This is a genomic window from Leucobacter aridicollis, from assembly GCF_013409595.1.
Classification (GTDB): Bacteria; Actinomycetota; Actinomycetes; order Actinomycetales; family Microbacteriaceae; genus Leucobacter; species Leucobacter aridicollis.
Map to the genome: position 1 here is coordinate 2,362,415 of NZ_JACCBD010000001.1, position 25,718 is coordinate 2,388,132.

The following is a 25,718-nucleotide window of genomic DNA, read 5'->3' on the forward strand; positions in this document are numbered from 1 at the left end:
TGAGGCGCGCGCGAATTCCGCGCATTCTCGGGAACCTTTGCGCCAGCACGGAACGGCCTATGCGGCCGCGGCGGCCGGCGCTACTTGTTCAGCGAACGCCAGCGAATGCCAGCGGCGATGAAGCCGTCGAGATCGCCGTCGAACACCGCGTCGGGCTGGGTCGACTCGTGCCCGGTGCGCAGATCCTTCACGAGCTGCTGGCCGTAGAGGAAGTACGACCGGATCTGGTCGCCCCAGCTCGCGGTGATGTTGCCCGCAAGCTCCTTCTTCTTCGCCGCTTCCTCCTCGCGCTGCAGGATGAGCAGCCGCGCCTGCAGCAGGCGCATCGCTGCGGCGCGGTTCTGGATCTGGCTCTTCTCGTTCTGCATCGAGATCACGATGCCCGTGGGAATGTGCGTGATACGCACGGCGGAGTCGGTCGTGTTGACCGACTGACCGCCGGGGCCGCTCGACCGGTAGACGTCCACGCGAATGTCGGTCTCCGGAATCTCCACCTCGGTCGCCTCGGCGAGCAACGGGATGACCTCGACCGCGGCGAAACTCGTCTGGCGCTTGTCGGCCGAGCCGAACGGGCTGATGCGCGCGAGGCGGTGCGTGCCAGCCTCGACCGACAGCGTGCCGAACGCGTACGGTGCGTCGATCTCGATCGTCGCCGACTTGATGCCAGCGCCCTCGGCGTACGAGGTGTCGAGGACCTTCGTCGGGTAGCCGCGATCCTCGGCCCAGCGCAGGTACATCCGCAGCAGCATCTCCGCGAAGTCAGTCGCGTCGTCCCCGCCGGCGCCCGACCTGATCGTCATGACCGCGGATTCGGCGTCGTACTCGCCGGAGAGCAGCGTCTGCACCTCGAGATCCTGAATGAGCGTCTCGATGGCGGCGAGCTCGGCGAGCACCTCGGCCTCGGTGTCGGCGTCGCCGGCCTCCTCGGCGAGCTCAGCGAGCACCTCGACGTCGTCGATGCGCGACTCGACGCCACGCACCTTCCGCACGCGCGCCTGGCGGTGCGACAGCCCGCTCGTCACGACCTGCGCGGCCGCCGGATCGTCCCACAGATCGGGCGCGGCCGCCTGCGCCTCGAGCTCGGCGATCTCGCGGTCGAGCTTCGGCAGGTCGGTGACCTCGGCGATGTCGGCGTACGTGGAACGGAGCGAGCGGATCCGTGCGGCGAAGTCCTGTTCAAGCATGATCGTCAAGTCTACTCCGCTCGCGGCTAGATCACGGCGGCGAGCGCGTCACCGGCCAGGATCCCCGCTGCGGCACCGCGGGCGGCCACACCGACGCTCGCCGGGCCGGCGGCGCGGTCCCAGGCGAGGCGGAGCCGGGCGACGGCGTCCGTGAGGACCGCGGGCTCCGCAGAGAACGGGATCCTGGCGAACCGCTCGAACACCCCGGGGCTGCCGAACTGCGATCCGGGCGGAATCCGCACACCGAGCCGCGCCGCCTCGCGGCTCAGCCGCGTGGAGTGCGGTCCGCCGAGATCAACCCAGGCGCACACGCCGCCCGGGACGCTCGGCATCGTCCACCCGGGCAGGTGCGCGGCGAGCTGCTCGGAGAGCACGCGGTGACGCGCGGTGAGTTCGGTCGTACGGTCGGCAAGGATCTCGTCGTAGCGGTCGAGCGCGTGACCGGCGACGACCTGCTCCCAGCTGCCGGTGCCGAGGTCCCCGATCCTGCGCGAGGTTTCGAGCCTGGCAATGAGATCCGGCGTCGCACGAATCCACCCGATCCGGAGCCCGCCCCACACGGTCTTGCCGAGGGACCCGACCGTGATGACCGAGTCTTGCTGGTGCGGCTGCGTTGCGGCTGCCGCGAACGGCAGGATGGGCCGGGGCCGGCCGAGGACGAGCTCGGCGGTGGTCTCGTCGGCGATGATGTGCGCGCCCTGAGCGGTGAGCGTCGCGATGAGCTCGGCGCGGAGCTCGTCTGGCATGCACTGCCCCGTCGGGTTGTGGTGATCGGGGATCAGGTAGGCGAGGCGCGGCGACGTGCGCCGCGCGATGTCGAGGATCGTCGCGGCGTCGTAGGCGGGCCCGGCCGTCGCGCCCGCACCGGCTGGGGCGCCTGGCCCGACGGGCAGCTCGGCGACGAGCGCTCCGGTCGCGGCGAGCGCTTCGCGTGCGTGCGGGTAGCTCGGGGACTCGATAAGCGTGCGGTCGCCGCGCCGGAGCAGGGTGCGTGCGATGAGAAACACCGCGTGCTGCGCGCCGAGCGTCACCATGATCTGATCGGGGGTGGTCGGCAAGCCACGGGCGGAGTACCTGGCGGCGATGCGCTCCCGCAGCGCGGGACGCCCGATCGTGTCGAATCCGATCTCGCGAAAGAGCGCGGGCTGCGCGTCGACCGCGGCGCGCGCGAGCCCGTCGAGGCCGTGCCACGGGGCTGGACACGCCCCAGACAGGTCGATCTCGAACCCGTCTGCGGCGTCGATCCGCTCCCCCGCCGCGGGCTGCGCGCGTACCACCGTGCCCGACCCCTGCCGCGACTGCGCGATCCCGTGCTCGCGCAGCCGTTGGTAGGCGGCGGCCACGGTCGTACGGCTCACGCCCGCCGCCTCGGCGAGTTGCCGCTCGGCTGGCAGGGCGGTGCCGAGCGGGATCCGGCCGTCGCGCACGAGCAGCCCGACGCTGTCGCTGAGCTCGCGGTAGCTGTGGCCGGTGCCGCGCCACTCGCCGAGCAGTTGGACGAGTCGCCTGGCAGGGAGTCGCTGCGCAATCATGGGGCCACTGTACACAGATTGGCCTCTTGAATACCAGGCCAAATCGGAGTGGACTGACCCTATGCTCCCTCGACTCGCCCGCCTCGTCCCCGGCCTACTGCTCTACGGCATCGCCGACGCCTTCATGATCAAGGCGGCCGTCGGCGTCGACTCCTGGACCGTATTCGCACAGGGCATCGCGCTGCGCACCGGGCTCAGCATTGGCATCCTCACGAACCTCATCGGACTCGCGGTGCTGCTGCTGTGGATCCCGCTGCGCCAGCGGCCGGGACTCGGCACCGTGCTGAACATTCTGCTCGTGGGGCCCGGCATCGACCTCGGCCTGTGGCTCCTCCCGACGCCAGGGCCGCTCTGGCTGCGCGTCGTGTTCTTCACGACCGGAATGCTGCTGCTCGCCGTCGCGAGCGGCATCTACATCGGCGCGAGGCTCGGGCCGGGGCCGCGCGACGGGCTCATGACCGGGATCCACGCGCGTTTCGGCACCCCCATCTGGATCGCGCGGACCTCCGTCGAGCTCACAGTGCTCGCGGCGGGCTGGCTGCTTGGCGGCAACGTCGGGCTCGGCACCGTCGCGTTCGCGCTCCTCATCGGGCCGCTCTGCGGCGTCACGCTGCCGTTCTTCGACCCAGTCACGCGCCGCGAGGTCCGCGCGGCACGGGCCGGGCGGACCGCACATTCCGCAGCGGAGCCCGGTGGTGCCGGCGCCGCCGCGATCCAGAACAGCTAGCGACGCGCACAGGGGCCGCGCAGGATCTCTCCTGCGCGGCCCCTGTGCCGGCGGGGACGCGGGCGCCCGTGCGCCTCGTCCCCGCGAGTTCACGCGGTTACTCGGCGCCCTCGGGAACCTTGTTGTAGCCCGTCACCGGCTGGCTCTCGTCGAAGGCCGAGACCTTCCGCCGGAAGCCCTTCGTGAGGAACACGAGGTAAATCAGGCCGAGTACGCTCCACGCGACGCCGCCGATGAGCGCGTCGAGGTGCAGGTTCGCCCACAGGACGCCCGTGAGGATCATGCCGATGCCCGGCATGACGACGTACGAGAAGAAATCCTTCGGCGTCTTGTAGCGCTTCTGCTTGATCGCGAACCAGGCGATGACCGACACGTTGACGGCAGTGAACGCGATGAGCGCGCCGTAGTTGATGAACGCAGAGATGATCTCGAGGGTGAACGCCATCGCGAGCAGGCTCACCGCGCCCGTCAGCACAATGTTGAACGTCGGGGTGTGGGTCTTCGGGTTGATGTAGCCGAAGAACTTCTTCGGGAGCACGTTGTTGCGGCCCATCACGAGCAGCATGCGCGACACCGACGCGTGCGAGGCGAGGCCCGAGGCGAGGGTCGCCGCGAAGCCCGCGGCGGTGAGCACGGCCTGCAGCACGGGGCCGCCGACGAACTGGCCGATGAGCGGCAGCGTTGAGTCCTCGACGAACTGCATGTCGCCGCCGGGCGCGAACTCCTGCCAGTCCGGGAAGCGGAGCTGGGTGAAGTAGCCGGCGATGAGGAAGATTGCGCCGCCGAGTACGACCGTGAGCAGGATCGCGCGGGGCATGATCTTCGGGCTCTTCGCCTCCTCGACGTACATGGTGACGGCATCAAAGCCGATGAACGAGAAGCAGACGATCGTGGCGCCGGTGAGCACGGCGCTCATCTGCACGCCCTCGTGGAAGAACGGCTGGGTCGATGCGATCGAGCCGACGCCGTCGCCCTCCCGCAGCTGCGCCCAGACCATGGCAACGAAGACAACCATGACGACGATCGAGAAGACGAGCAGGATCATGTTGAGGTTCGAGGTGCCGCGCATCGTGAGGTAGATGACGCTGGTCACGAGGATGCAGTACAGCACCACCCAGATCCAGCCGGGCGTTCCGGGGAAGACAGCCTCGAGGTAGCTGCGGATGATGAGACAGTTCACCATCGGGAGGAGCAGGTAGTCGATGAGCGACGTCCAGCCCACCATGAAGCCGACGTTCGGGTGGATTGACTCGCGCACGTAGGTGTACGCCGAGCCCGCGCTCGGGATCGCGCCGGCCATCTTGCCGTAGCTGACCGCGGTGAACATCATCACGATGAGCGCGACGAGGTACGCGAGAGGGACAACGTTGTCGGTGTCGCGAGCGACGAGGCCGAACGTGTCGAAGACTACGGTCGGGGTCATGTACCCGAGGCCGAGGCCGACAATGGCCCACAATCCCAGGTTCCGTTTGAGCGACCCGCCGCGCTTCGCAGCGGGCGTGAACGTCTTTGTCATGTGCTCTCCTAAACACCGAGAGTCGCACAGGCTTCTTCGCTCCGGTGCGACAACTGCTGGGGCGAAATTCTGTTCCGCCAGGAGAACATCTTGCACCCATCGGGGACCCCACGCAAAAGCCCACCCGACACGCCGAATTATCTTCGGCGTTCGAGTGGGCTTTCACGCGCATCCCACACGAACAGCTGAACGTTGGGTTACCGGGTTGCTAGCTTTTTCTGCCGGCTGATATTGACTGACTGCACAATGATGACGAGCAGCAGCGCCCCGATGAAGACGATCGACGCGAGCACGTTCGCCTGCGCGGGCACGCCCTTGAGCGCCGACACGTAGATGAACTTCGGGAACGTCGTCGCCGTGCCCGAGTTGAAGTTCGTGATGATGAAGTCGTCGAACGACAGCGCGAAGCTCAAGAGCGCGGCGCCGATAATGCCGGGCATGAGCATCGGCAGCGTGATCCGCCAGAACACCTGACCGGGAGACGCGTACAGGTCGCGTCCCGCCTCCTCGATCGCCGGGTTCAGCGATGCGACGCGCGCCTTCACCGCGACGACCACGTACGAGATGCAGAACATCACGTGCGCGAGGATCACGGTGCCGAGGCCCTTCTCGACGCCGGCGAGCAGAAACTGCGCGGCGAGGCCCGCGCCGAGCACGACCTCCGGGGTCGCCATCGGCGTGAACAGGAGCAGGCTGATCGTCGAGCGGAACTTGAACCGGTAGCGCACGAGCGCGATCGCGATCATCGTCCCGAGCACCGTCGCGATGACCGTCGACACGAGACCAACCATGATCGAGTTCCCGAACGCGGTACACACCTGCGGGGCGCCGCACGGGTTCTGCCAGTTCTCGAGCGAGAAGCCGTTCCAAATGATGTTGTTGCGGCCGCGCTTCTCGTTGAACGAGAACAGGATCACATGGGCGATCGGCAGCAGCAGATAGATGAGGCCGATCGCGCCCACGACAGGGACGAACGCCTTGCCAAGACTGAACTTCTTCACAGCAGATCCTCCGCCCCGCTCTTGCGCACATACGTCGCGATCATCACGAGAATGATCACCATGAGCATGATCGACAGCGCCGCCGCCATCGGATAGTTCTGGGTCTGCAGGAAGTTCGACTCGATGACGTTACCGATCATCGCCGTGCTCGTGCCGCCCAAGAACTCCCGCGACGCGACGACGTAGTCGCCGGACATCGGGATGAAGCTCAGCAGGGTGCCCGACACGATGCCAGGCATCGAGAGCGGCAGGGTGACCCGCCGGAACGTCGTCACCGGCGACGCGTACAGGTCGCTCCCGGCCTCCAGCAGCCGCAGGTCGAGCGCCTGGAGCGACGCGAACATCGGCAGCACCATGAACGGAATGAAGTTGTAGACGAGACCGAAGATCACCGAGAAGTGCGTGCCGATGAGCTCGCTTGGGAGGATCGACTTCCACGCGAGCGTGCGGAGCAGCATGCTGATGAAGAACGGCGCGACGACAAGGATCAGCAGGATCCCCTGCAGCATCGGCTTCGAACGCACCTTCACGCCGATGAGGTAGGCCAGTGGATAGCTGATGAGCAGCCCGATGATCGTCGCCGTCAGCGCGTAGATAAAGGAGCGCACGAGGTGCGGCCAGTACTCGCTGAGCGCGGTCCAGTAGTTGCCGAACTCGAGGGCGGCGACGTACTGCCCGATCCCGCCCGAGGCCGCCGGGGCCTGGAGCGCGGTGAGCGCGAGCTGAATGAAGGGAGCGACGAAGAACAGCAGCATGTAGGCGATGCCGGGCGCGAGCAGGAGAAGGACGACCCATCCCTGCCTGCGCGGGTGCTGTTCGACCGCTTTCGTGTTTCCGGAGAATGCCGTAAACGCCATGGCGGTGACCCCCTACTCGGCTCTGGCTGCCTGCGCGGCGATCGCCTGCGTCGAGAACTCGGCCGTGATCGAGCCGGTGTTGGTCTCGTCGTCGGCGAGGCCGAACGTGTGCTCGACGAGCCAGCTCAGCCACACCTCGTCGCCGAGGCGCGCGGCCGGGCCAGCCTCGACGTTCTGCGCGAACACCTGCACCTGCCCGAACTCCGGCGCCTCGACCGTGTACTGGGTGCTGACGCCGCTGAACGAGACGTCGGTGATCCGGCCGGGACCGATCGCGTTGACGCCCGCCGCCTCCTCCGGAGCCTCGCTGTGGAGCCTGATCTTCTCCGGACGCACGCCGACAGTGATCGTGCCAGACGTGCGCTCCGTCCGCGCGAGCGGCACCGTGATCCGGTCGCCGTTCAGTGAGGTATGGATCGCCTCACCGCTCTCCCCCGTCACCCGCACAACGAACAGGTTGGACTGGCCGAGGAAGTTCGCGACGAACACCGTCTTCGGGAGTTCGTACAGCACCTCCGGGGCGCCCATCTGCTCGATCCTGCCTTTGTTCATCACGGCGACGGTATCGGCCATTGTCATGGCCTCCTCCTGGTCGTGGGTGACGTGCAGGAAGGTGAGCCCGACCTCCTGTTGAATCTCCTTGAGCTCCTGCTGCATCTGCCGCCGGAGCTTGAGGTCGAGCGCGCCGAGCGGCTCGTCGAGCAGCAGCAGTGCGGGCCGGTTCACGACGGCGCGCGCGAGCGCGACGCGCTGCTGCTGACCGCCCGAGAGCTGCGCCGGCTTGCGGTCGGCGACGTGGTCCAGCTCGACGAGCCGGAGCGCCTCGTGCGCCTTGCCCACCGGGTCGCCGATCCGCCGACGGCGCAGGCCAAACGCGACGTTCTCGAGGATCGACATGTGCGGGAACAGCGCATACGACTGGAACACGGTGTTCACGGGGCGCCTGTGGGGCTTCAGCGCGGTGACGTCCGTGCCCCCGATCCTGATCTGCCCCTCGCTCGGCTCCTCGAGCCCGGCCACGAGCCGCAACGTCGTCGTCTTGCCGCAGCCAGACGGGCCGAGCAGCGCGAAGAACGAACCGGCGGGGATCGTGAGATCGAGGTGCTCGATCGCGGTGAACCCGGGGAATCGCTTTTGGATCCCGACGAGTTCGAGGTCTGCGCCGGACTCGGCGAATGAGTTACTCGCAGCCATCGGTTACAGCCCCAGCACCTTCTGGAACTCGGCGGAGTACTTCTTATCTTCCTCGGGCGAGAGGGAGCGGAAGCTGTGCAGGCGCGTCCAGTCTTCCTCTGACGGGAAGATGAGCGGGTTCTCTGCGTTCTCGGGATTCAGCTTCTGCATCGCCTCCTGCGTGCCCTTCACCGGCGGCACGAACGTCACGTAGTCGGCGACGGCCGCCATCACCTCGGGGTCGTAGTAGAAGTTGATCATCTCCTCGGCGAGCTTCTTCTTCGCCGACTCGGTTCCGTTCGGAATGGTGAAGGAGTCGGCCGCGATCATGCCGCCCGACTCGGGCACCTCGATCGTCCAGCGCGGGCCGTCTGGCGACTCGGCGTTCATCATCACGACGTCGCCCGTCCAGACCATCGCGGCGAGGGTGTCGCCGCGCTCCAGATCCTGCGTGTACGAGTTGCCCTTCACGTTCTTGATCTGGCCGCTCTGGATGCCGTCGTCGAGCCACTGGATCGCCTCGCCCCACTCCTTGTCGCCCCAGGTTCCCGCGGGGTCATAGCCGAGGCCAGCGAGGATGATGCCCATCGTGTCGCGCATCTCCGTGAGCACGCCGACCTTGCCCTTGAGTGAGGGCTGCATGAAGTCGTCGAGCGTCTTGATGCCGCCGGGGACGGCCTCGGTGTCCCACATCAGGCAGGACGCGGGAAGCTGCCAGGGGATCGTGAACTTGCGGCCCTGGTCAGCGTCGAGCGCGTTGAGCTGAGCGTCAACGAGGTTCGCGGTGACGTTCGGCAGGTTGGCGTAGTCGAACTCCTGCACCTGCTTGGCCTGGATGAGGCGGGCATTCATCCAGTCCGTGAACGTGATGACGTCGTAGCCGGTGTGCTGGCCGAGCTCGAGCTGATCCTTGATCTTGCCGTAGAACGTGTTGTTATCGTCGATGTCTTCGATGTATTCGACGGCGATGCCCGTCTCCTCGGTGAAGAGGTCGAGCGAGTCGTACCAGCCGGTCTCCTCGTTGAAGTCGAGGTAGTAGGTCCAGTTGCCCCAGACGAGGCTCTTCTCTCCGCCGCCACCGCCGCCTCCGCCGGCGCCTCCGGGGGCGCACGACGCGAGCGTGAGCGCGCCGAGCCCGGCGGCTCCGACCGCTGCGCCCTTGAGCATCTGACGGCGGTCGAACTGCGCGCTGCGCACCATGTTCACGATACTGGCGATCATGGGGTCTTCGGGGATACGGCGTGCCATAAAAGTCTCCTTTGACTCATATTTAGCTACGTTCGGCTCTTTCGTTGAGCCCAGCGTGTCGTAGTCACGAATATCCCATACGGGGGCCGCGGTTGCCAATCGAATAGGCGTAAATTCACCGACATCTTCACGAAACAGTTACATTTCAGATGATTTGCCGTCGATTCGCACGGTGAACACTTACATAAGGGACGGAATCCGCCGGAAAAACCCGGAATTCATTTGGGACCAGGCCGCGCGTTGATACAGTTTGCAGAGGACACCCCCGCGACCCGCCGCCGCACCGCCGCCGCCGCACCACCTTCGCACCGATGCCGCACCGACGCGCCGCAGCTCAATCGCGTCCAGATGGGCAAATACGCATAATTCTGGTGCCGAAACAACGGATTCCTTTGCTATTTCCAGATTGAACTGTCAGAATCAGAAGCGTGAGCAGCAAACGAACTAGTCCTGCCCTCGATTCGACGTCGAAGGCGATCATTGAGCAACTTCAGCTCGACGGTCGCCGCTCGTACGCCGAGATCGGGAAGGCGGTCGGTCTCAGCGAGGCCGCCGTCAGGCAGCGTGTTCAGAAGCTCACGGATGCCGGGGTCATGCAGATTGTTGCAGTGACCGACCCGATGCGACTCGGTTTCCACCGACAAGCAATGCTCGGCATTCGCGTTTCAGGCGACACCAGGGTCGTCGCCGACCGCCTCGCGGAACTGTCCGAAGTGAGCTACGTCGTATTGAGCGCTGGCTCCTTCGACATCCTCGCCGAGGTTGTCTGTGAGGACGACGACGGTCTCATCGAGCTCCTGAACGACAAGATCAGGGACATCGATGGAGTCTCAGCCACTGAGACGTTCGTCTACCTCCAACTCAACAAACAAAAATACGACTGGGGAACGAGATAACCATGTCTTTCGATCCGACTGCTGCGGTCGACACTGCTGCGCTCCAGGCTTCGGCCAAGCGCCACATGTGGCCGCACTTCACTAACCGCAAGGTGCTCAACGACGGTATCCCCGTCATCACGCGCGCCGAGGGCCACCACATTTACGACGCCGCTGGCAAGGAGTACATCGACGGCCTCGCAGGCCTGTTCGTTGTCAACGCCGGCCACGGCCGTCAGCGCATCGTCGACGCAGCTGCTAAGCAGATGAAGCAGCTCGACTTCATGCCGCTCTGGTCGTACGCTCACCCCGCCGCAATCGAGCTGTCGGAGCGCCTCGCTTCGTACGCTCCCGGCGAGATGAACAAGGTCTTCTTCACCACCGGTGGTGGCGAGGCTGTGGAGTCGGCGTTCAAGCTGGCGAAGCACTTCTGGAAGATCAAGGGCCAGCCGATGAAGCACAAGGTCATCTCGCGCTCGGTCGCTTACCACGGCACCCCGCAGGGCGCGCTGGCGATCACCGGCATTCCCGACATGAAGAAGTTCTACGAGCCGCTGACCCCGGGTGGTCACCGTGTTCCGAACACCAACTTCTACCGCGCTGAAGAGATGGGCGCCCCTTCGGACGACATCGAGGCATTCGGCCAGTGGGCTGCAAACCGCATCGAAGAGGCGATCCTCTTCGAGGGCCCCGAGACCGTTGCTGCAGTGTTCCTTGAGCCCGTGCAGAACTCGGGTGGCTGCTTCCCGCCTCCCCCCGGCTACTTCAAGCGCGTTCGCGAGATCTGCGACCAGTACGACGTGCTCCTCGTCTCGGATGAGGTCATCTGTGCGTACGGCCGCGTCGGCGAGTTCTTCGCTTCGAAGGCGCTCGGCTACGAGCCCGACATCATCACCTCTGCAAAGGGCATCACCTCGGGCTACGTCCCGCTCGGTGCGATGATCGTCTCGGACAAGGTGTCGGAGCCCTTCAACTCGGAGGACAACACCTTCTACCACGGCTTCACGTTCGCGGGCCACCCCGCTGCTGCAGCCGCTGCACTCGAGAACCTCGACATCTTCGAGGAGGAGGACCTCAACGGCCGCGTCCGCGAGAACAGCCCGCTGTTCCGCGCCGAGCTCGAGAAGCTCCTCGACATCGACATCGTCGGTGACGTCCGCGGTGAGGGCTACTTCTTCGGCATCGAGCTTGTCAAAGACAAGTCGACCAAGGAGACCTTCAACGAGGCCGAGTCGAACCGCCTGCTGCGCGACTACCTCTCGCCCGCTCTGTGGGACGCAGGCCTGTACTGCCGCGCCGACGACCGTGGAGACCCCGTCATCCAGCTCGCTCCGCCGCTGACCATTGGCCCGGCTGAGTTCGCTGAGATCGGCGGCATCCTCCGCAGCGTTCTGAAGGACGCTTCGTCGAAGATCTAATGATCTGACTCACCCAGTCTGGTGGCCCCTCCCGCGCTCGCGGGAGGGGCCACTTGCGTCTGTGCTCCCCGCCCCAGCCCAGCCCAGCCCCCGATCCTGATCTTGACCCTGAACCCTGACTCTGGCTCTGACTCTGACTCTGACTCTGACTCTGACTCTGACTCTGACCATCCCTCCCGGGCTCCCGACCAGCCCACTCCCGGTCTTCTGACCAGCCCAGTCCCGGCCCCCAGCCCCTCTCGGCCCCATCCCCAGCCCCAGCCCCTCACGTCCCCACACACCCAAGTTTTCTTCCGACGCTCAATTTCCCAGGACAATTGCGATGACAAGGAAAGTTTGGGGTGTTCAGGATCTCGGCACGGTCAGATCCCACTCGGCACGACGGGGCAGCGAGGGGGCGGCTTTCAGTCGGCCTCAAGCCTCGGCACGGCTACGCCAAACGCGGCCAACCGATCGCCGAAGAGCCGTGCATTGAGAACGTCCTGCGCTCCCCACCTCACCACTCGGTAGCCAGTCAAACCGCGGATCTCGTCCTCGCGTCGCTTCTCAGCGAGCACGGTCTGCTTGGGGGTAAGGCCTGCCTGGAATCTTGGGTCAATGTACTTCGCAGCGCCGTCAACTTCTCCGAAGATGTCCTGGCCGTCAAACTCGAAGTTGACCCAATAGGGCCTTCCATGTATCCCGGAAATAGGCACCTGGACGGTATGGCTCACGCCGAGCCGTGAGAGTTGCAGCCTGCTCACGCTCTCCAGCACGGACTCGGCACGCCCATCGGCTAGCGTGAGTATCTGACGCGCCTGCCGAACTCCCGGCTGCCAGCTTCGTTTCATCGCTTTGAGCTGTCGCGCACGCCACCGATCGACCTCGGGGACTCGTCGGTCCCGCTCGACGCGGAAGAGCCTACGAATTCCCGCGTCGGCCGCGCCGATTGCGGTTTCCGCGGAACCTGCATGCGCCAGGTCTATGAGCGTGCGTTCGAGGCCCGTGAAGCGGACGCCTGCAGCTTCCACGATCTCAACTCGTCCGTGACTTGCGGAGTGACGCGCAACCGCTCGTGTGCTCTGGCTCGGTGATTCGGCTGATACAGCAACATGAACCCGCAAGCTGTCGAGCTTGTAGAGCGGCAGACCCCAGAGCACCGCCGCTGACTCGTGAGAGAACACCCATCCTCGCTCTCGGTAGCGTTTCGCATACGCGAGTGTGACGGCGAGTAGGCGTTCTTCAGGGAACATCCGCTCCCATCTATCCGCCCCGATGTATGCACCGTGGGCGAGCCGCACGAGACTGCCCGCGCGCACACTCGCTGCAAGCGCCTTGTCGGTGGCTTCATCGAGAGTTTTCAGTTCGCGTCGAAGCCTGATTGGGGTGCTGGCCGCTCGAATGCGTTCCGCGATTGCGATCAGCTCAGTCTTCGTGACCGCGGCCCGGGCCGTATCCATGAGCATTTCGTTCTGGGGGTGAGTCATGCCCACACTCTGGCGAGGGGTCTCTCTGATCACAATAGAGCGGCGACAACTGTGGAGCTTCCCTCGCGCGGAGACAGCATTCCGGCCGCTGTGGACCGAGCTGCCGCGGCGCCCCTTCTTCCGAACACCAAATTTTTCGTTCACCACCAAATACCCCGGGGTTTTGAAGGTCCCAAGAAAATTTGGCTATGGAAGGAAGGGCGGCGCGTGGCGGCGAGGCCGGGCGGCGGAGCAGGGCGGAGCAGGGCGGTCCGCTAAGGGCGGGGTGCCTGGCGGAAGCTCCCCCTGTACTCCAGGACCGTGCCAAGGATCGGGCTCCCCACCCTGGCGTCCACGGTGTTGCGGCCCGTTGCCTCATCGAAGCCATCTTCGACGACCGCCTGCACCGACAGCAGCCGTGGCAAACGCACCCGCAGTCGACCGAACCGCAGCCACGCCCGCCCAGATTCAAGGCGCAGCCTCCCCCTGTCCGTCACCGTGCACCGCAACTCAAGCTCGACGCGCCTGCATTCGCCCAGCAGGTTTCGGAGTGTTCCTGGCGCGTCACCTACGAGCAGTACGTCGACAAATGACTGTCCACCTGAGCGAAACTCGAATGTGCGTTCCGCGTGAAGGCCAAGCTCCTGGCGCCCAGCACGAGCACCAGCACCAACCGCACGACCTCGCACACTCTCAAGCCCAGGCCGATTCGCAACGCGGAACGGCACGTCTCGCTCAAAGGCGGTGACGAGCAGGCCCGGTCCGACGATGGGCCGTGCGAGGAGGTTCAACCGGCGCAGGCGGCTCCCCGCGACGTCGAATACTCCTTCCAGGTCCACGGCTTGCCCGACGACCCCAGAGCCGGACACGTACCGATACACCTCGGGGTGTAGCCGGGAGGCCTCGCGTCCAAGCGCACGCAGAAACACCGAGCCCCCGGGAACAGGGGCGCCCGCCGCTAGATGCCGCTGCCCGGTCACTCGCGCGGCTCCTCACGGTATGGCTTCAGCGCGCCAGGAACGGTGACGCCTTCGGGATACTCGCACGTAAACTCGCCCCGGTATCCGAAGAGCAGACCGAACCGTGAGTGACGAACTTCGAGGTCGATGACGAAGCACTCGTTGACATCGTCGAAGCGTTCGGTGAGAAACGCTCGACCCGTGAGGAACCGCGGGAATCGAAAGCCAATCCATCCTTCGTAGAATCGCTGCTCCCCCGATTCCAGCCGTAGGCCGCCGTCGGCAGTGACCGTCAGATCGAGATCAACGGCGAGGTGCTGGTGCGTGCCCAGGTAGTCGACGATGCTCCCGGCGGCGCCGTGAATCATCGTCGCGTCGAACCGCCTGCGGTGACCGCCGCCGAGCTCCATCGTGCGGATGAACGTGACGGTCTCACGTCCGTACCCGTCGATGTACGCGTAATTGTCGATCTGGAAGGGGACGTGCGCCCCGCGCTCGGGAAACATGATGTTTCGAGTCGCCCCGAGCATCAGGAACGGCCTGACCCACCAGGGACCCCGACGAATCTCGCGCATCACGCCCCGTCCGACACACGCGTACCCCGCGCCAACGCCGACGCCGAACCGTCGTTGCAGCTGGGGGTGGAGCCGGTCGAAGGCTGGCCCCATTGCTCGCGCGAAGATGCTTCGCGTGTCTGAGGAGTTGTCGGTCATAGGTCTCCCCTCACGATGCGCCACTCCCGCGCCGCCGAATGGCGTCGACGTCGCCGAGCTCGTTGAGCGTCCGCGGCGCGTCGTCCAGCACGTGCTCTCGGCCGCGGCTGGTCGCGTCCGCAGCGGACGGCGAGGCGCCACGATTATGGGCCCCACGGCGCAGCGGCGGGCTAGACAGGCAGTTCCGGGCACTCGCGCGCGGCCCTCCGAACAGGCAGCGCCACCAGCCGACGCGTTCTGGAACGATGCCCTGCTCGGCCCACATCCGAAGTCTGTCGAAGCTCCATGCGGTCAGCCACCAGACGAGGGGCCTGGTGATGATCGGGTCGAGGAGTCTCCCGATCGGCCCCCAGCCGGGCTCGTAGTCGTATCCGGTGATGAACCGGATGCCAGTTTCAGTAGGAATGTAGCGCCAGTATCCGCGACCGTCCCCGAGCGGCGAGAGGGGGTCATCCGTCGTGAACAGCAGGGCAGAGGTTCGCTGCTCGGCGCCGGCCCGCTTCTCGCCGAGCGAGACCCCCGTGCCGCGGATCGTATGCACGCCGAGGGCAAGCTCGTAAGTAAATTCCTGGGCGCCGTTCTCGCGGACGGCGGTCGGCGTGATCCTGCTGAATCGCGCGTCCCAGCGCGCGTGGAGATCAGGTTCTTGCGTGAGTTCCCACACCCGTTCCAGCGGCGCCGCGATCCGAATCTCGACGTACAAGCCGCGATCACGTGGCCGACGGTCTCCCCTGCGCATGCCCTTACAGTATCGCGAGAGCCAGAGTTTCGCGGCGACCCCGCCCCTCCAGACGCAAAGAAGCCCCTCTCCCGTAGGAGAGGGGCTTCCCAGAGTCACAGGCGATCAGTCACAGGGACTGAGGCGAGCAACCGGACCTCGCGGTCCCGAGCCGAAGCGCGAAGCTTAGCGGCGCAGGCCGAGGCGCTCGATGAGCGCACGGTAACGGTTGATGTCCGTCTTCTGGAGGTAAGCCAGGAGGCGGCGACGCTGACCGACGAGGAGGAGCAGACCACGACGCGAGTGGTGATCGTGCTTGTGCTCCTTGAGGTGCTCGGTCAGATCCTTGATACGACGCGACAGCAGCGCAACCTGGACCTCGGGGGATCCGGTGTCGCCAGCGGTGGTCGCGTACTCTTCGATGATCGCCTTCTTGACATCTGCGGGCAGTGACATAGGTGATCCCCTTTCTCCAGTTGCGCGGCGCCTTCAGCAGGGTGCTTGGGCTCTCTGTATCCGCGGCCGATCTAACGGCAACCTCACAAGCTTAGCACCGATTAGCGGCCCCAGCCACACGCGCGGCCTCCGCACCGGCGGCGGCAGCGCCGAAACACCTCCGAAACAGAGAAGTGACGGAGTCGTCGCACGAGAGAAACGGCGATGAAACCGTCGGAGCGCAGACTGGGCAACACCCGACCGCACCGGCGCGAGGGGCGACATGCGGCCATCGGCGGCCGAGCAGAGGAGAGAACCATGGAAGCCACAGAAGTCTGGACGCTCGCGAGCTCCGCGCTCGTACTCATCATGACGCCGGGGCTCGCGCTGTTCTACGGCGGGCTGGTGCGGGTGCGGTCGGTCGTCAACATGATGCTGTTCAGCGTGAGCGCGATGGGCGTCGTTGGCGTGCTCTGGATCCTGTTCGGGTACAGCATGAGCGTCTTCGGCGACGGGGATGGCTGGTTCGCCGGGAACCCGCTTCGCGATTTCGGCCTCGTGAACACGGACCCGGGTGAGTTCATCGGCGTCGGGTTCGGCGCGGTGTTCGCGATGATCACGACGGCGCTCATCTCGGGCGCGATCGCCGACCGCGTCGGTCTCGGATCGTGGGTGCTCTTTGCGGGGGTGTGGGCGAAGCTCGTCTACTTCCCTGTCGCGGCGTGGGTTTGGGGCGGCGGCTGGATCGCCCAGCTCGGCACGTGGCTCGGCACCCCGGACGTCATCGATCTCGCGGGCGGCACGGCGATCCACATCAACGCGGGAGCGGCGGCGCTCGCGCTCGCGCTCGTCGTCGGCAAGCGGCGCGACTTCGCTCCGGGGGCGCACCGGCCGCACTCGATCCCGCTCGTCACGATCGGGGCGGCGCTGCTGTGGTTCGGCTGGATCGGGTTCAACGCGGGCCTTGCTACGGACGCGGCGACGGCCGGCCTCATCCTGGTGAACACGCTCGGCGCCCCCGCCGCCGCGATTCTCGGCTGGCTCGCGACGGACGCGCTCCGCGGCCGCAAGCCCGGCGTCATCGGCGCAGCATCGGGCGCGGTCGCGGGTCTCGTCGCGATCACCCCGGCGGCGGCGAACCTGGCGCCCGGATTCGCGCTGCTGCTCGGCGTGCTCGCCGGCGCGGCCTGCGCCTTCGCGATCGAGTGGAAGTTCCGGCTCGGGTTCGACGACTCGCTCGACGTGGTCGGCCTGCACCTTGTCGCGGGCGTGCTCGGCACCGTGTATCTCGGGTTCTTCGCGTTCGACGACGGCCTGTTCACGGGCGGCGACGCGGGCCTGCTGCTCGTCCAGGTCATCTCGGTACTCGGCGTCGTCGTGTACTCGTTCGCGGCGTCGCTGCTCATCGCGCTCGGGGTCAAACTCACAACGGGCCTCCGGGTGCCAGCGGAGGTCGAGGAGCGCGGTATCGACGCTGCCGTTCATGGCGAGGAGGCGTACGCGTTCGATCAGGATCAGCGCGCGTAACGCGCACCGCGAGGAAGCGCCGGGCGGGAGCGTGGGCGGCGTGGCACGCTCTCCCGCCCGCGGCCTCCCCCGGCCCGCTAGGCTCGAAAGCATGACTGATTCGGTTGATGTTGCAGCCCTTGCCGGTATCGCGGGCTCGCTCGCGCGTGAGGTCGGCGAGGTCATTCGCGCGAAGCGCGCGGCAGGGGTGACTGTCGCGCAGACCAAGTCGAGCCTCACCGATGTCGTGACCGCGGCGGACCAGGAGGCCGAGCGCCTCTTGGCGGCGGGCCTGCGCAGGCTGCGCCCCGATGATGGCCTCCTCGGCGAGGAGGGCGCGAGCACCACCGGCACCACCGGCGTGACCTGGGTTGTTGACCCGATCGACGGCACCGTGAACTATCTGTACGACCTGCCCGCGTACGCGGTGAGCGTGGCCGCGACCGTCGAAGACGGCGGGCCGGGCACGATGTCGGACGGTCGGCGCGCGGTCGCCGGCGCCGTGTACGTTCCGACGTCGGGCGAGCTCTTCACGGCGTGGGAGGGCGGCGGGGCGCACCTCGACGGCGAACGGCTCCCGGGGCCGGCCGACACCGAACTCGGCCGGACGCTGCTCGCCACCGGCTTCGGGTACACCGTTGAGCGCCGCACCGAGCAGGTCGAGGTGCTGCGCCACGTACTCCCCCGCGTTCGCGACATCCGCCGCATGGGGTCTGCCGCGGTGGACCTGTGCATGCTCGCCGCGGGCCGGGTCGATGCGTACTACGAGCGTGGCCTACAGCCGTGGGACTACGCGGCGGCCGCGCTCATCGCGCGGGAGTCGGGTGCCGTCGTCCGCGGCCTCGGAGACGCGCTGCCCGGCGAGGAGCTCCTCATCGCGGGCACGCCGCGCATCTCGGCGGAACTCGCGACACTCATCGAGGAGGCCTACCGCGGCATGTAGCCATCTGGGATGATGTGGATCAGTTGACCTCATGCATTTCAAAGGAGAAAGCCATGCGCAACGCCCCCACTGATCCCGTGATCGCGGAGCTCGTTCGCCGGGCCAGGAGCACGCAGCTCACCAGGCGCCGCCTTTTCCAGGGCGTCGGCCTCGGAGCCGCGGCCGTCGGCGCGGCGTCGCTCGCGGCCTGCTCGCCGAGCGGCCCCGCCTACGGCGACGGTTCGGCCGGCAAGCTGCGGTGGGCGAGCTGGACGTACTACCTCGACTTTGACGAGGAGACGCAGGACTTCACCAGTTTGAACGAGTTCATGGCGGAGTCGAACATCGAGGTCGAGTACTTCGAGGACATCGACGACAACAAGATGTTCATGGCGAAGGTGAAGGATCAGCTCAAGCTCGGCCAAGACACCGGCTACGACCTGTTCACGCTCACCGATTCCTCGCTCATCCGGCTCTGGGAGCAGGAACAGCTCACGGCGTTCGACCGTGCCCTCATGCCCAATGTCGACGACCAGATGATTGAGCTGGTGAAGCACTCGTCGTTCGATCCCGACCGTGAGTGGTCGATTCCCTATCAGGCTGGCATGACCGGCCTCGTCTACAACTCGCAGCTCTATCCGAAGGGCATCGCGTCGGTGAGCGATCTGTGGCACCCGGATCTCAAGGGCAAGGTGAGCCTGCTGAGCGAGCAGGACGACACGCTCGGGCTCATCATGCTCGAGCAGGGCGTTGATATCACCGGCGACGGCTGGGGCGATGACGAGTTCTTCGCGGCCTTGGACGTCGCGGAGGAGCACATCAAGAACGGCGACGTTTACACGGTGAAGGGCAACTCCTACACCCAGGATCTCCAGAGCGGTGCCGTGCTCGCCGGCATGGCGTGGTCGGGCGACGTCGCCATGCTCAACGAGGAGGAGGGCGAGGAGGTCTGGAAGTTCGTCGTTCCCGAGGCGGGCGCCACGCTCTTCATCGACTCGTTCTGCCTGCCAGAGAGCACGGCCGCATTCGAGCAGTCCCACGCGCTCATCGACTACTACTACGACCCCGAGGTGGCCGCGCAGGTCGCCGAATACGTGCAGTATGTGACGCCCGTCGCGGGCGCGCGCGAGGCGATGGCGAAACGCAACCCTGAGATGGCAGAGAACACGCTCGTCTTCCCCGACGAGGAGATGTCGGCACGCATCCACGACATGCGCACGCCGACCGCTCAGGAAGACAACCGATACGCGCAGGCGTACCAGAAGATCCTCGGGAACTGACCGAGCGCGGCGGCGCGCAGACGAACGCGGCGGTCCCGATCAGCCTGAGCCGATCCGGACCGCCGCGTCGCATGCCTGCGTGCGCTACACGCCGAGCAGCGCCTCGATGGGGCCGCGCGCGAAGAAGATCACGAAGCCGAGGGAGACGATCCAGAGCAGCCAGTGCACCTGCTTGGCGCGTCCGGTGAACGCGTGGATGAGCACCCACGAGATGAAGCCAGCGCCGATGCCGTTCGCGATCGAGTAGCTCAGCGGCATCACGGCGGCCGTGAGGAACACGGGAAGCAGCACGCGGAAGTCGCCGAGGTCGATGTTCGAGATCTGCGACATCATCATCGCGCCAACGATCACGAGCGCGGCGGCTGCGACCTCGGTCGGGACGATCTGCGTGAGCGGCGTGAAGAACATCGCGAGCAGGAAGACGACGCCGGTGACGATGTTCGCGAGGCCGGTGCGCGCGCCCTCGCCGATGCCCGCGCCCGACTCGATGAACACCGTGGTCGAGGAGGACGAGGTGCCGCCGCCGACGACCGCGCCGACGCCCTCGACGACGAGCGCCGACTTGATGCGGGGGAAGTTGCCCTTCTCGTCGGCGAGCTGCGCCTCGCGCGAGAGCCCGGTCATGGTGCCCATTGCGTCGAAGAAGTTCGTGAACAGCAGCGTGAAGACGAGCATGATGACCGTGACGACGCCGACCTTACCGAAGTCGAAGCTCACGGCGCCGACGAGGCCGAGGTCGGGAATCGCGAACGGGTTGCCCTGCAGGACGGGCTCGGTGAGGCTCCAGCCGCCCGGGTTCAGCGATCCGTCGTCCGCGAACTTCGGTCCGATCTTCCAGATCGCCTCGACGATCACGGCGATGAGCGTGCCGCTGACGAGCCCGATGAGGATGCCGCCCTTGACCTTCTTCGCGACGAGGATGCCGGTGAGCACGAGCGTGACGACGAAGATGACTGTCGGGATCGTCGCGATAAAGCCAACGCCCGACGGGCCGAGCCCGACGGGAGGCGACGACTGGCCCGTCGAATCAACGAAGCCCGAGTTCACGAAGCCGATGAACGCGATGAAGAAGCCGATGCCCACGGTGATCGCGAGCTTGAGCTGCACGGGGACGGCGTCGAAGATCATCCGGCGCAGGCCCGTTGCCGCGAGCAGCACGATGAGCAGGCCGTTGATGATGACGATCGCCATCGCCTCGGGCCAGGTGACCTCCTGGACGACCGAGAACGCGAGGAACGCGTTGATGCCGAGACCGGCGGCGAACGCGAACGGGAGCCGCGACACGATGCCGAACAGGATCGTCATGACGCCAGCAGCGAGCGCGGTGGCGGCGCTCACCTGGCCGAAGTCGAGGATGTTCCCCGCGATGTCTTCCTTGCCCGAGAGGATGATCGGGTTGAGGATGACAATGTAGGCCATCGTCACGAAGGTCACGAGACCGCCGCGAACCTCGGTCCCGATCGTTGAACCACGCTTGGTGATCTCGAAGTAGCGGTCAAGGAAGCCCCGCTCCTTCACCTGCTGTTGTGTGGCGTCTGACACGCACGACTCCTGTTCCTGAGTGTTGGCTGAACAGGAAAACGGTACCACCTTGCGCCCGGGCTTGGGGTCCCGGGCGCAAAGCGATACCGCTTTGCGAGGTGTCGAACCGGGGCTAGCTGACGCCCTTGAGGTCGATAACGAAGATCAGCGTCTTGCCCGACAGCGGGTGTCCGCCGCTCTCGCCGTAGGCCTGTGCCGGGGGCACGACAAGCTTGCGGCGCCCGCCGACCTTCATGCCGGGAATGCCGACCTGCCAGCCGGGGATCAGGGCCTTGAGCGGGAAGTTCACGGTCTCGCCGCGGCTCCACGAGGAGTCGAACTCTTCGCCCGAGTCGTACTCGACGCCGAGGTAGTGGACGTCGACGGTCGAGCTTGCGGCAGCCTCAGCGCCGTCGCCAACGACGATATCGACGATCTCAAGTTCTGCGGGAGCTGGACCCTCGGGGGCGTCGATCTCTGGCTTAGTAAGCGGTGCATCAGTCATGGGCCCATTCTGACCGATTGCCGGCACCGCCACCATGAGGTTCGCTGAGAGGGAAACTGTTTCCCAGGATTTGCGCCGCTCGTTCCCAGGACCTGGGAGCCACAGTCGAACCGTGCGAACTTAGGCGGGCCGCGACAACGGCTTGGGCACGAAAGCCCGGTAATCTAGTGATGTGAGATTTGCGCATCTATCCCCCGAATCCGATCCGACCCCCGAACTCTTCATCGAGCGGGGTGACCGGTTTGTCGCTGTCCGCGATCTCGGGGAGACCTTCGCCAATCTGCAGGAGCTGATCGAGGCCGGGCCAGAGGCCCTCGCCCGCATCACCGCCGCGCTGGCCGAGCTTCCCGACGATGCGGGCATCTCCGCCGAGGGCGTCAACTACGCCCCCGCCGTACTCAACCCGCCCGTGGTGCTCGCCGTCGGCCTGAACTATGACGAGCACGCGAGCGAGCTCGCGCTCGACAACGACTCCGGTCCGGTGCTCTTCACCCTGTTCCCGAACTCGCTGAACGGACACAACGGAACCGTCGAGCTGCCGACCCGCATCAGCGAAGAGGTCGACTACGAGGGCGAGCTCGGCGTGATCATCGGCAGGCCCGCAAAGAACGTCACCCCGGAGGAGGCGCTCGACTACGTCTTCGGGTACACGGCGATCAACGACATCACGGCTCGCAACGTGCAGTTTGCCGAGCCCCAGTGGTCGCGGTGCAAGTCGTTTGACGGCTTCACCCCGATCGGCCCCGTCGTGGTGACGGCCGACGAGATCCCCGACCCGCAGGCGCTTGCGATCACGACCGACGTCGACGACCTCCGGGTGCAGGACTCGACGACCGAGTTCATGATCCGCACGGTCGCCGAGCTCATCTCGTCGATCTCGCAGTCGCTCACCATCATGCCTGGCACCGTCATCTCGACGGGCTCACCCGGCGGCGCTGGTCGGTCGCGCAAGCCGCCGCTGTACCTCACGGACGGCACGGTCGTCACCGTCACGATCGAGAAGATCGGCGCCGTCACCGCGCACTGCGTCGCCGTCTAACCTCCGCGCAGGCGCGGCGGCGGCCATCATGCCGGCTCGCCGGGTGAGGACCGCCGACACGGCTCCCTCCCCCGCGCGGAATCAAGCAGAACGGCCCTCCAGGATTTCCTGGAGGGCCGTTCTGCTTGGTCCGTTTGGCGTTACGCCTCCGGGTTCGGATCTCCCGCGTCGCCCGAGGCGGCGTCGTGCTCGATCACCGGGATAGCATCGGTTTCGGGCGCGAGGCCCGCGAGCTTCGACGGCTGCAGGATGTCGTCGAGCTGCGCCTGATCGAGCAGCCCGCGCGACACCACGAGGTCCGAGACCTTCGCGTTCGTGGAGAGGGCCTCCTTCGCGAGCTTCGCGGCCTCGGCGTAGCCGATGACGGGTGCGAGCGCCGTGATGACGGTGACCGAGCGGGCGACCATGTCCTCGAGGCGATCCTCGTTCGCGGTGATGCCGTCGACGCAGTTCACGCGCAGCGTCTGGCACGCACGCTCGAGCCAGGTGATCGACTGGAACAGCGAGTGCGCGATGATCGGCTCGAACGCGTTGAGCTGGAGCTGCCCGGCCTCGACTGCCATGGAGACGGTGACGTCGGAGCCAGCGACGGCGTACGCGACCTGCGAGACGGCCTCGGGGATCACCGGGTTCACCTTGCCCGGCATGATCGACGAACCTGCCTGGCGGGCCGGCAGGTTGATCTCGCCGAGTCCTGCCTGCGGGCCCGAGGACAGCAGGCGGAGGTCGTTCGAGATCTTCGAGAGCTTCAGCGCCGAGCGCTTGAGCGCGCCCGAGAAGGTCACGAAGACGCCGGTGTCGCTCGTCGACTCGACGAGGTCGCCCGCCGTGACAAGGTTGAGCTCCGTGATCTCGCGGAGGTGGCGGATCACCGATTCCTTATAGCCCTTCGGCGCGTTAATGCCGGTGCCGATAGCGGTCGCACCCATGTTCACCTCGCCGAGCAGCGAGACGGCCTCCTGGAGGCGCTCGATGTCCTCGCGGAGCGTCACGGCGAACGCGTTGAACTCCTGCCCGAGGGTCATCGGGACGGCGTCCTGCAGCTGCGTGCGGCCGACCTTGATGATGTGCGAGAACTCGCGCCCCTTGGCGGCGAAGGACTCGGAGAGCAGGCGCAGCTCCTCGAGCAGGCTGCCGAGCGAGAACGCGAGCGCAATCTTGATCGCGGTCGGGTAGGTGTCGTTCGTCGACTGGCTGTGGTTCGTGTGGTCGTTCGGGTTGATGTATGAGTAGTCGCCCTTCGCGTGGCCGGCGAGCTCGAGCGCGCGGTTCGTGATGACCTCGTTCGCGTTCATGTTGCTCGACGTGCCCGCGCCGCCCTGCACGACGCCGACGACGAACTGGTCGTGGAGCATGCCCGTCTTGATCTCTTCGCACGCGCGGTCGATGAGCGTCGCGCGCTGCTCGTCGAGCGCGCCGATCTCGAGGTTGGCGCGCGCGGCAGCCTGCTTCACGCATGCGAACGCGCGGATGAAGTCGGGGTACACCGAGATCGGCCTGCGCGCGATCGGGAAGTTCTCGTGGGCGCGCGCCGTGTGCACGCCCCAGTATGCCGATGCGGGTATTTCGACGCTGCCGAGTGAATCCGTTTCGGTACGGGTTTGGGCAGACATGAAGTCACTCACGAGTATCTCGCTCCAGTGGTTTAAGGGGTTCCGCGGGCTGGCCCGCACAGCCCTTCTAGCCTACCCTCCGTTGACGTCCGGATCGTCGTCCTCGCGAGGATTCTTCGGCTTCGGGAGCGGAATGATGCCGGTCGTCGGCGGCGCCTCCTGTGGCGCCGAATCCCAGTTCGCTTCCAGCGGGTCGACGAGTTCCGGCTCGCGCCGCAGGACGTCAAGCGGAGCGGTCAGCGTCTCGACCTGCCCCACCCTGCTGTCGTCGAGGCCCGGACGACCGGCGTGCGTGAATCTGGGGCCACCGTCCCAGCGCAGCCGCAGCTTGCGCTCGCTCATCAGCCAGGCCATGCCGATCGCGAATGCGATCAGGGCGGCAACCCCGCTGATGACGAACGTGGAGCGCGGGCCGAGCACGTCAGCCGCCGCGCCGACGAGCGGGGCGCCAATCGGTGTGCCGCCCATGAGGATCGCCATGTAGAGCGCGAGCACGCGGCCGCGGACCGCGGGATCGGATGTGGTCTGGACGAACCCGTTCGCGGTCGTGAGCATCGTCGAGGTCGCGAGCCCGAAGAACACGAGCGTCGCAGCGAACAGCCAGAACGTCGGCATGGCTGCGCCGATCAGGCTCACCAGGCCGAGGCCGCCCACCGAAATCACGACGACGCGCATCCGAGCGGCCGGGCGGCGCGCGGCAAGCAGCGCCCCCGTGAGGGATCCGATCGCGAGGATCGAGGAGAGCAGGCCGTAGTCGCCGGCCCCGCGCCCGAACTCGACCGCCATCGTCGACGACATCACGGGGAAGTTCATGCTGAACGCGCCGACGAGGAACACCATCACAAAGATGACGAAGATGTCGTGGCGCCCCATGACGTACCGGAAGCCCGCGGAGAGCTGCCGCAGCTGCGACTCCCGCTTGGCGCCGCCCTCGGATCGCTCGTGCCGTGTCGTGATGAGCAGCAGCGCGCCCAGCATTGCGAGGAAGGACGCGGCATTGATGAGGAACACCCAGCCGGAGCCGATCGCCGCGATGAGCACGCCGGCGACCGCCGGGCCGACGAGGCGGGCCGAGTTGAACGACGCCGAGTTCAGCGCGACGGCGTTCGAGAGCTGGTCGTTGCCAACGAGGTCCGAGACGAAGGCCTGGCGCGAGGTCGCGTCGAACGCGTTCACGACGCCGAGGCCGAGCGCGAACCCGTACAGGTGCCAGATCTCGGCCGAGCCGGTCACGAGCAGCAGCCCGAGCCCCAGCGCGAGCAGCATGAGCAGCGACTGCGTGACGAGCAGCACCTTGCGCCTGTCGAACCTGTCCGCGACGGCCCCGCTGAATGGGACGAGCAGCAGCTGCGGGCCGAACTGCAGCGCCATCGTGATGCCGACCGCTGACGCATTATTGTCAGTCAGCTCGGTGAGGACGACCCAGTTCTGCGTGGTGGCCTGCATCCAGGCACCCACGTTGGAGATGAACGCTCCGAAGAACCAAATCCGGTAGTTGCGGATAGATAAGGATCGGAACGTACCTGACACT

At 66.4% G+C, this 25,718-nt stretch carries 23 protein-coding genes; 7 read left to right on the plus strand and 16 right to left on the minus strand.

All coding sequences use genetic code 11. The features are described 5' to 3' along the window. Positions 1-80: 80 nt before the first annotated feature. Both prfB and yczR read right to left on the minus strand, forming a co-directional pair. Entirely contained in the window at positions 81-1,184 is a 1,104-nt protein-coding gene (gene prfB / locus BJ960_RS10980; protein WP_121073546.1) for a peptide chain release factor 2, read from the minus strand. Positions 1,185-1,210: 26 nt separating this feature from the next. Then, complete coding sequence (yczR, locus tag BJ960_RS10985; protein WP_185987312.1) at positions 1,211-2,716, minus strand: MocR-like transcription factor YczR; 1,506 nt, start codon at positions 2,714-2,716, stop codon at positions 1,211-1,213. 61 nt (positions 2,717-2,777) lie between these two features. Here yczR and yczE point away from each other — a divergent pair, with 61 nt between their 5' ends. After that, positions 2,778-3,443: a membrane protein YczE gene (gene yczE / locus BJ960_RS10990; protein ID WP_185987313.1), complete on the plus strand. Its 666-nt coding sequence runs from the start codon at positions 2,778-2,780 to the stop codon at positions 3,441-3,443. Positions 3,444-3,540: 97 nt separating this feature from the next. Here yczE and BJ960_RS10995 read toward each other — a convergent pair whose 3' ends face one another. The 5 genes from BJ960_RS10995 to BJ960_RS11015 form a co-directional block, all read right to left on the minus strand. Then, a complete protein-coding gene (locus tag BJ960_RS10995) occupies positions 3,541-4,959 on the minus strand; it encodes an APC family permease (RefSeq protein WP_185987314.1) in 1,419 nt (472 codons plus the stop codon). Positions 4,960-5,156: 197 nt separating this feature from the next. Beyond that, positions 5,157-5,960: an ABC transporter permease gene (locus BJ960_RS11000; RefSeq protein ID WP_121073033.1), complete on the minus strand. Its 804-nt coding sequence runs from the start codon at positions 5,958-5,960 to the stop codon at positions 5,157-5,159. Next, complete coding sequence (locus BJ960_RS11005; protein WP_121073035.1) at positions 5,957-6,817, minus strand: ABC transporter permease; 861 nt, start codon at positions 6,815-6,817, stop codon at positions 5,957-5,959. Before BJ960_RS11005 ends, BJ960_RS11000 begins: the two co-directional genes overlap by 4 nt. Positions 6,818-6,829: 12 nt before the next feature. After that, complete coding sequence (locus BJ960_RS11010; RefSeq protein WP_185987315.1) at positions 6,830-8,011, minus strand: ABC transporter ATP-binding protein; 1,182 nt, start codon at positions 8,009-8,011, stop codon at positions 6,830-6,832. A gap of 3 nt (positions 8,012-8,014) precedes the next feature. Further along, a complete protein-coding gene (locus BJ960_RS11015) occupies positions 8,015-9,238 on the minus strand; it encodes an ABC transporter substrate-binding protein (RefSeq protein ID WP_185987316.1) in 1,224 nt (407 codons plus the stop codon). A gap of 428 nt (positions 9,239-9,666) precedes the next feature. Here BJ960_RS11015 and BJ960_RS11020 point away from each other — a divergent pair, with 428 nt between their 5' ends. Beyond that, entirely contained in the window at positions 9,667-10,134 is a 468-nt protein-coding gene (locus BJ960_RS11020; RefSeq protein ID WP_121073041.1) for an Lrp/AsnC family transcriptional regulator, read from the plus strand. Between the two features lie 2 nt (positions 10,135-10,136). After that, positions 10,137-11,531: an aspartate aminotransferase family protein gene (locus BJ960_RS11025; RefSeq protein ID WP_121073043.1), complete on the plus strand. Its 1,395-nt coding sequence runs from the start codon at positions 10,137-10,139 to the stop codon at positions 11,529-11,531. A gap of 404 nt (positions 11,532-11,935) precedes the next feature. Here the strand turns inward: BJ960_RS11025 and BJ960_RS11030 are convergent, their stop codons facing one another. The 5 genes from BJ960_RS11030 to rpsO form a co-directional block, all read right to left on the minus strand. Then, positions 11,936-13,141 carry a hypothetical protein gene (locus tag BJ960_RS11030; RefSeq protein WP_185987317.1) on the minus strand — a complete coding sequence of 402 codons (1,206 nt, stop codon included), beginning with the start codon at positions 13,139-13,141 and terminating at the stop codon, positions 11,936-11,938. A 110-nt stretch (positions 13,142-13,251) separates the two neighbouring features. After that, the gene (locus BJ960_RS11035) at positions 13,252-13,956 is read right to left on the minus strand and encodes a DUF4166 domain-containing protein (protein ID WP_185987318.1); all 705 of its coding nucleotides are present in this window, start codon (positions 13,954-13,956) and stop codon (positions 13,252-13,254) included. Continuing rightward, on the minus strand, positions 13,953-14,648 hold the full coding sequence (locus tag BJ960_RS11040; RefSeq protein WP_185987319.1) for a DUF4166 domain-containing protein: 696 nt from the start codon (positions 14,646-14,648) through the stop codon (positions 13,953-13,955). The genes BJ960_RS11035 and BJ960_RS11040 overlap by 4 nt, the downstream gene beginning before the upstream one ends. A gap of 10 nt (positions 14,649-14,658) precedes the next feature. Beyond that, on the minus strand, positions 14,659-15,387 hold the full coding sequence (locus tag BJ960_RS11045) for an SRPBCC family protein (RefSeq protein WP_237463460.1): 729 nt from the start codon (positions 15,385-15,387) through the stop codon (positions 14,659-14,661). 165 nt (positions 15,388-15,552) lie between these two features. Further along, positions 15,553-15,822, minus strand: a complete 270-nt coding sequence (rpsO, locus tag BJ960_RS11050; RefSeq protein WP_121073047.1) for a 30S ribosomal protein S15 — start codon at positions 15,820-15,822, stop codon at positions 15,553-15,555. Positions 15,823-16,119: 297 nt separating this feature from the next. Between rpsO and BJ960_RS11055 the strand changes: the two genes are divergently transcribed. The 3 genes from BJ960_RS11055 to BJ960_RS11065 all read left to right on the plus strand — a co-directional run bounded on the left by BJ960_RS11055 (position 16,120) and on the right by BJ960_RS11065 (position 19,509). Further along, a complete protein-coding gene (locus BJ960_RS11055; protein WP_185987320.1) occupies positions 16,120-17,328 on the plus strand; it encodes an ammonium transporter in 1,209 nt (402 codons plus the stop codon). 91 nt (positions 17,329-17,419) lie between these two features. Continuing rightward, positions 17,420-18,250: an inositol monophosphatase family protein gene (locus BJ960_RS11060; RefSeq protein WP_185987321.1), complete on the plus strand. Its 831-nt coding sequence runs from the start codon at positions 17,420-17,422 to the stop codon at positions 18,248-18,250. Between the two features lie 53 nt (positions 18,251-18,303). Further along, positions 18,304-19,509: an ABC transporter substrate-binding protein gene (locus BJ960_RS11065; protein ID WP_185987322.1), complete on the plus strand. Its 1,206-nt coding sequence runs from the start codon at positions 18,304-18,306 to the stop codon at positions 19,507-19,509. Positions 19,510-19,593: 84 nt separating this feature from the next. On the opposite strand, the gene BJ960_RS11070 is transcribed toward BJ960_RS11065, so the two are convergent. Next, entirely contained in the window at positions 19,594-21,051 is a 1,458-nt protein-coding gene (locus BJ960_RS11070) for an NCS2 family permease (RefSeq protein WP_121073055.1), read from the minus strand. 112 nt (positions 21,052-21,163) lie between these two features. Next, positions 21,164-21,535, minus strand: a complete 372-nt coding sequence (locus BJ960_RS11075; RefSeq protein WP_121073551.1) for an FKBP-type peptidyl-prolyl cis-trans isomerase — start codon at positions 21,533-21,535, stop codon at positions 21,164-21,166. Positions 21,536-21,707: 172 nt separating this feature from the next. Here BJ960_RS11075 and BJ960_RS11080 point away from each other — a divergent pair, with 172 nt between their 5' ends. After that, positions 21,708-22,574, plus strand: coding sequence for a fumarylacetoacetate hydrolase family protein (locus BJ960_RS11080; protein ID WP_185987323.1), 867 nt, complete (start codon positions 21,708-21,710; stop codon positions 22,572-22,574). A 140-nt stretch (positions 22,575-22,714) separates the two neighbouring features. Here the strand turns inward: BJ960_RS11080 and BJ960_RS11085 are convergent, their stop codons facing one another. Beyond that, on the minus strand, positions 22,715-24,187 hold the full coding sequence (locus BJ960_RS11085) for an aspartate ammonia-lyase (protein ID WP_121073554.1): 1,473 nt from the start codon (positions 24,185-24,187) through the stop codon (positions 22,715-22,717). A gap of 72 nt (positions 24,188-24,259) precedes the next feature. Further along, positions 24,260-25,717 (minus strand): MFS transporter, encoded by a 1,458-nt coding sequence (locus BJ960_RS11090; RefSeq protein WP_185987324.1) that lies wholly within the window; start codon positions 25,715-25,717, stop codon positions 24,260-24,262. Position 25,718: the final 1 nt, after the last annotated feature.

Bases quoted from the DNA above. Each gene is read 5' to 3' on its own strand.
- prfB (WP_121073546.1), bottom strand. From the start codon at position 1,184: ATGCTTGAACAGGACTTCGCCGCACGGATCCGCTCGCTCCGTTCCACG.
- yczR (WP_185987312.1), bottom strand. From the start codon at position 2,716: ATGATTGCGCAGCGACTCCCTGCCAGGCGACTCGTCCAACTGCTCGGC.
- yczE (WP_185987313.1), top strand. From the start codon at position 2,778: ATGCTCCCTCGACTCGCCCGCCTCGTCCCCGGCCTACTGCTCTACGGC.
- BJ960_RS10995 (WP_185987314.1), bottom strand. From the start codon at position 4,959: ATGACAAAGACGTTCACGCCCGCTGCGAAGCGCGGCGGGTCGCTCAAA.
- BJ960_RS11005 (WP_121073035.1), bottom strand. From the start codon at position 6,817: ATGGCGTTTACGGCATTCTCCGGAAACACGAAAGCGGTCGAACAGCAC.
- BJ960_RS11010 (WP_185987315.1), bottom strand. From the start codon at position 8,011: ATGGCTGCGAGTAACTCATTCGCCGAGTCCGGCGCAGACCTCGAACTC.
- BJ960_RS11015 (WP_185987316.1), bottom strand. From the start codon at position 9,238: ATGGCACGCCGTATCCCCGAAGACCCCATGATCGCCAGTATCGTGAAC.
- BJ960_RS11025 (WP_121073043.1), top strand. From the start codon at position 10,137: ATGTCTTTCGATCCGACTGCTGCGGTCGACACTGCTGCGCTCCAGGCT.
- BJ960_RS11040 (WP_185987319.1), bottom strand. From the start codon at position 14,648: ATGACCGACAACTCCTCAGACACGCGAAGCATCTTCGCGCGAGCAATG.
- BJ960_RS11045 (WP_237463460.1), bottom strand. From the start codon at position 15,387: ATGCGCAGGGGAGACCGTCGGCCACGTGATCGCGGCTTGTACGTCGAG.
- rpsO (WP_121073047.1), bottom strand. From the start codon at position 15,822: ATGTCACTGCCCGCAGATGTCAAGAAGGCGATCATCGAAGAGTACGCG.
- BJ960_RS11055 (WP_185987320.1), top strand. From the start codon at position 16,120: ATGGAAGCCACAGAAGTCTGGACGCTCGCGAGCTCCGCGCTCGTACTC.
- BJ960_RS11060 (WP_185987321.1), top strand. From the start codon at position 17,420: ATGACTGATTCGGTTGATGTTGCAGCCCTTGCCGGTATCGCGGGCTCG.
- BJ960_RS11065 (WP_185987322.1), top strand. From the start codon at position 18,304: ATGCGCAACGCCCCCACTGATCCCGTGATCGCGGAGCTCGTTCGCCGG.
- BJ960_RS11075 (WP_121073551.1), bottom strand. From the start codon at position 21,535: ATGACTGATGCACCGCTTACTAAGCCAGAGATCGACGCCCCCGAGGGT.
- BJ960_RS11085 (WP_121073554.1), bottom strand. From the start codon at position 24,187: ATGTCTGCCCAAACCCGTACCGAAACGGATTCACTCGGCAGCGTCGAA.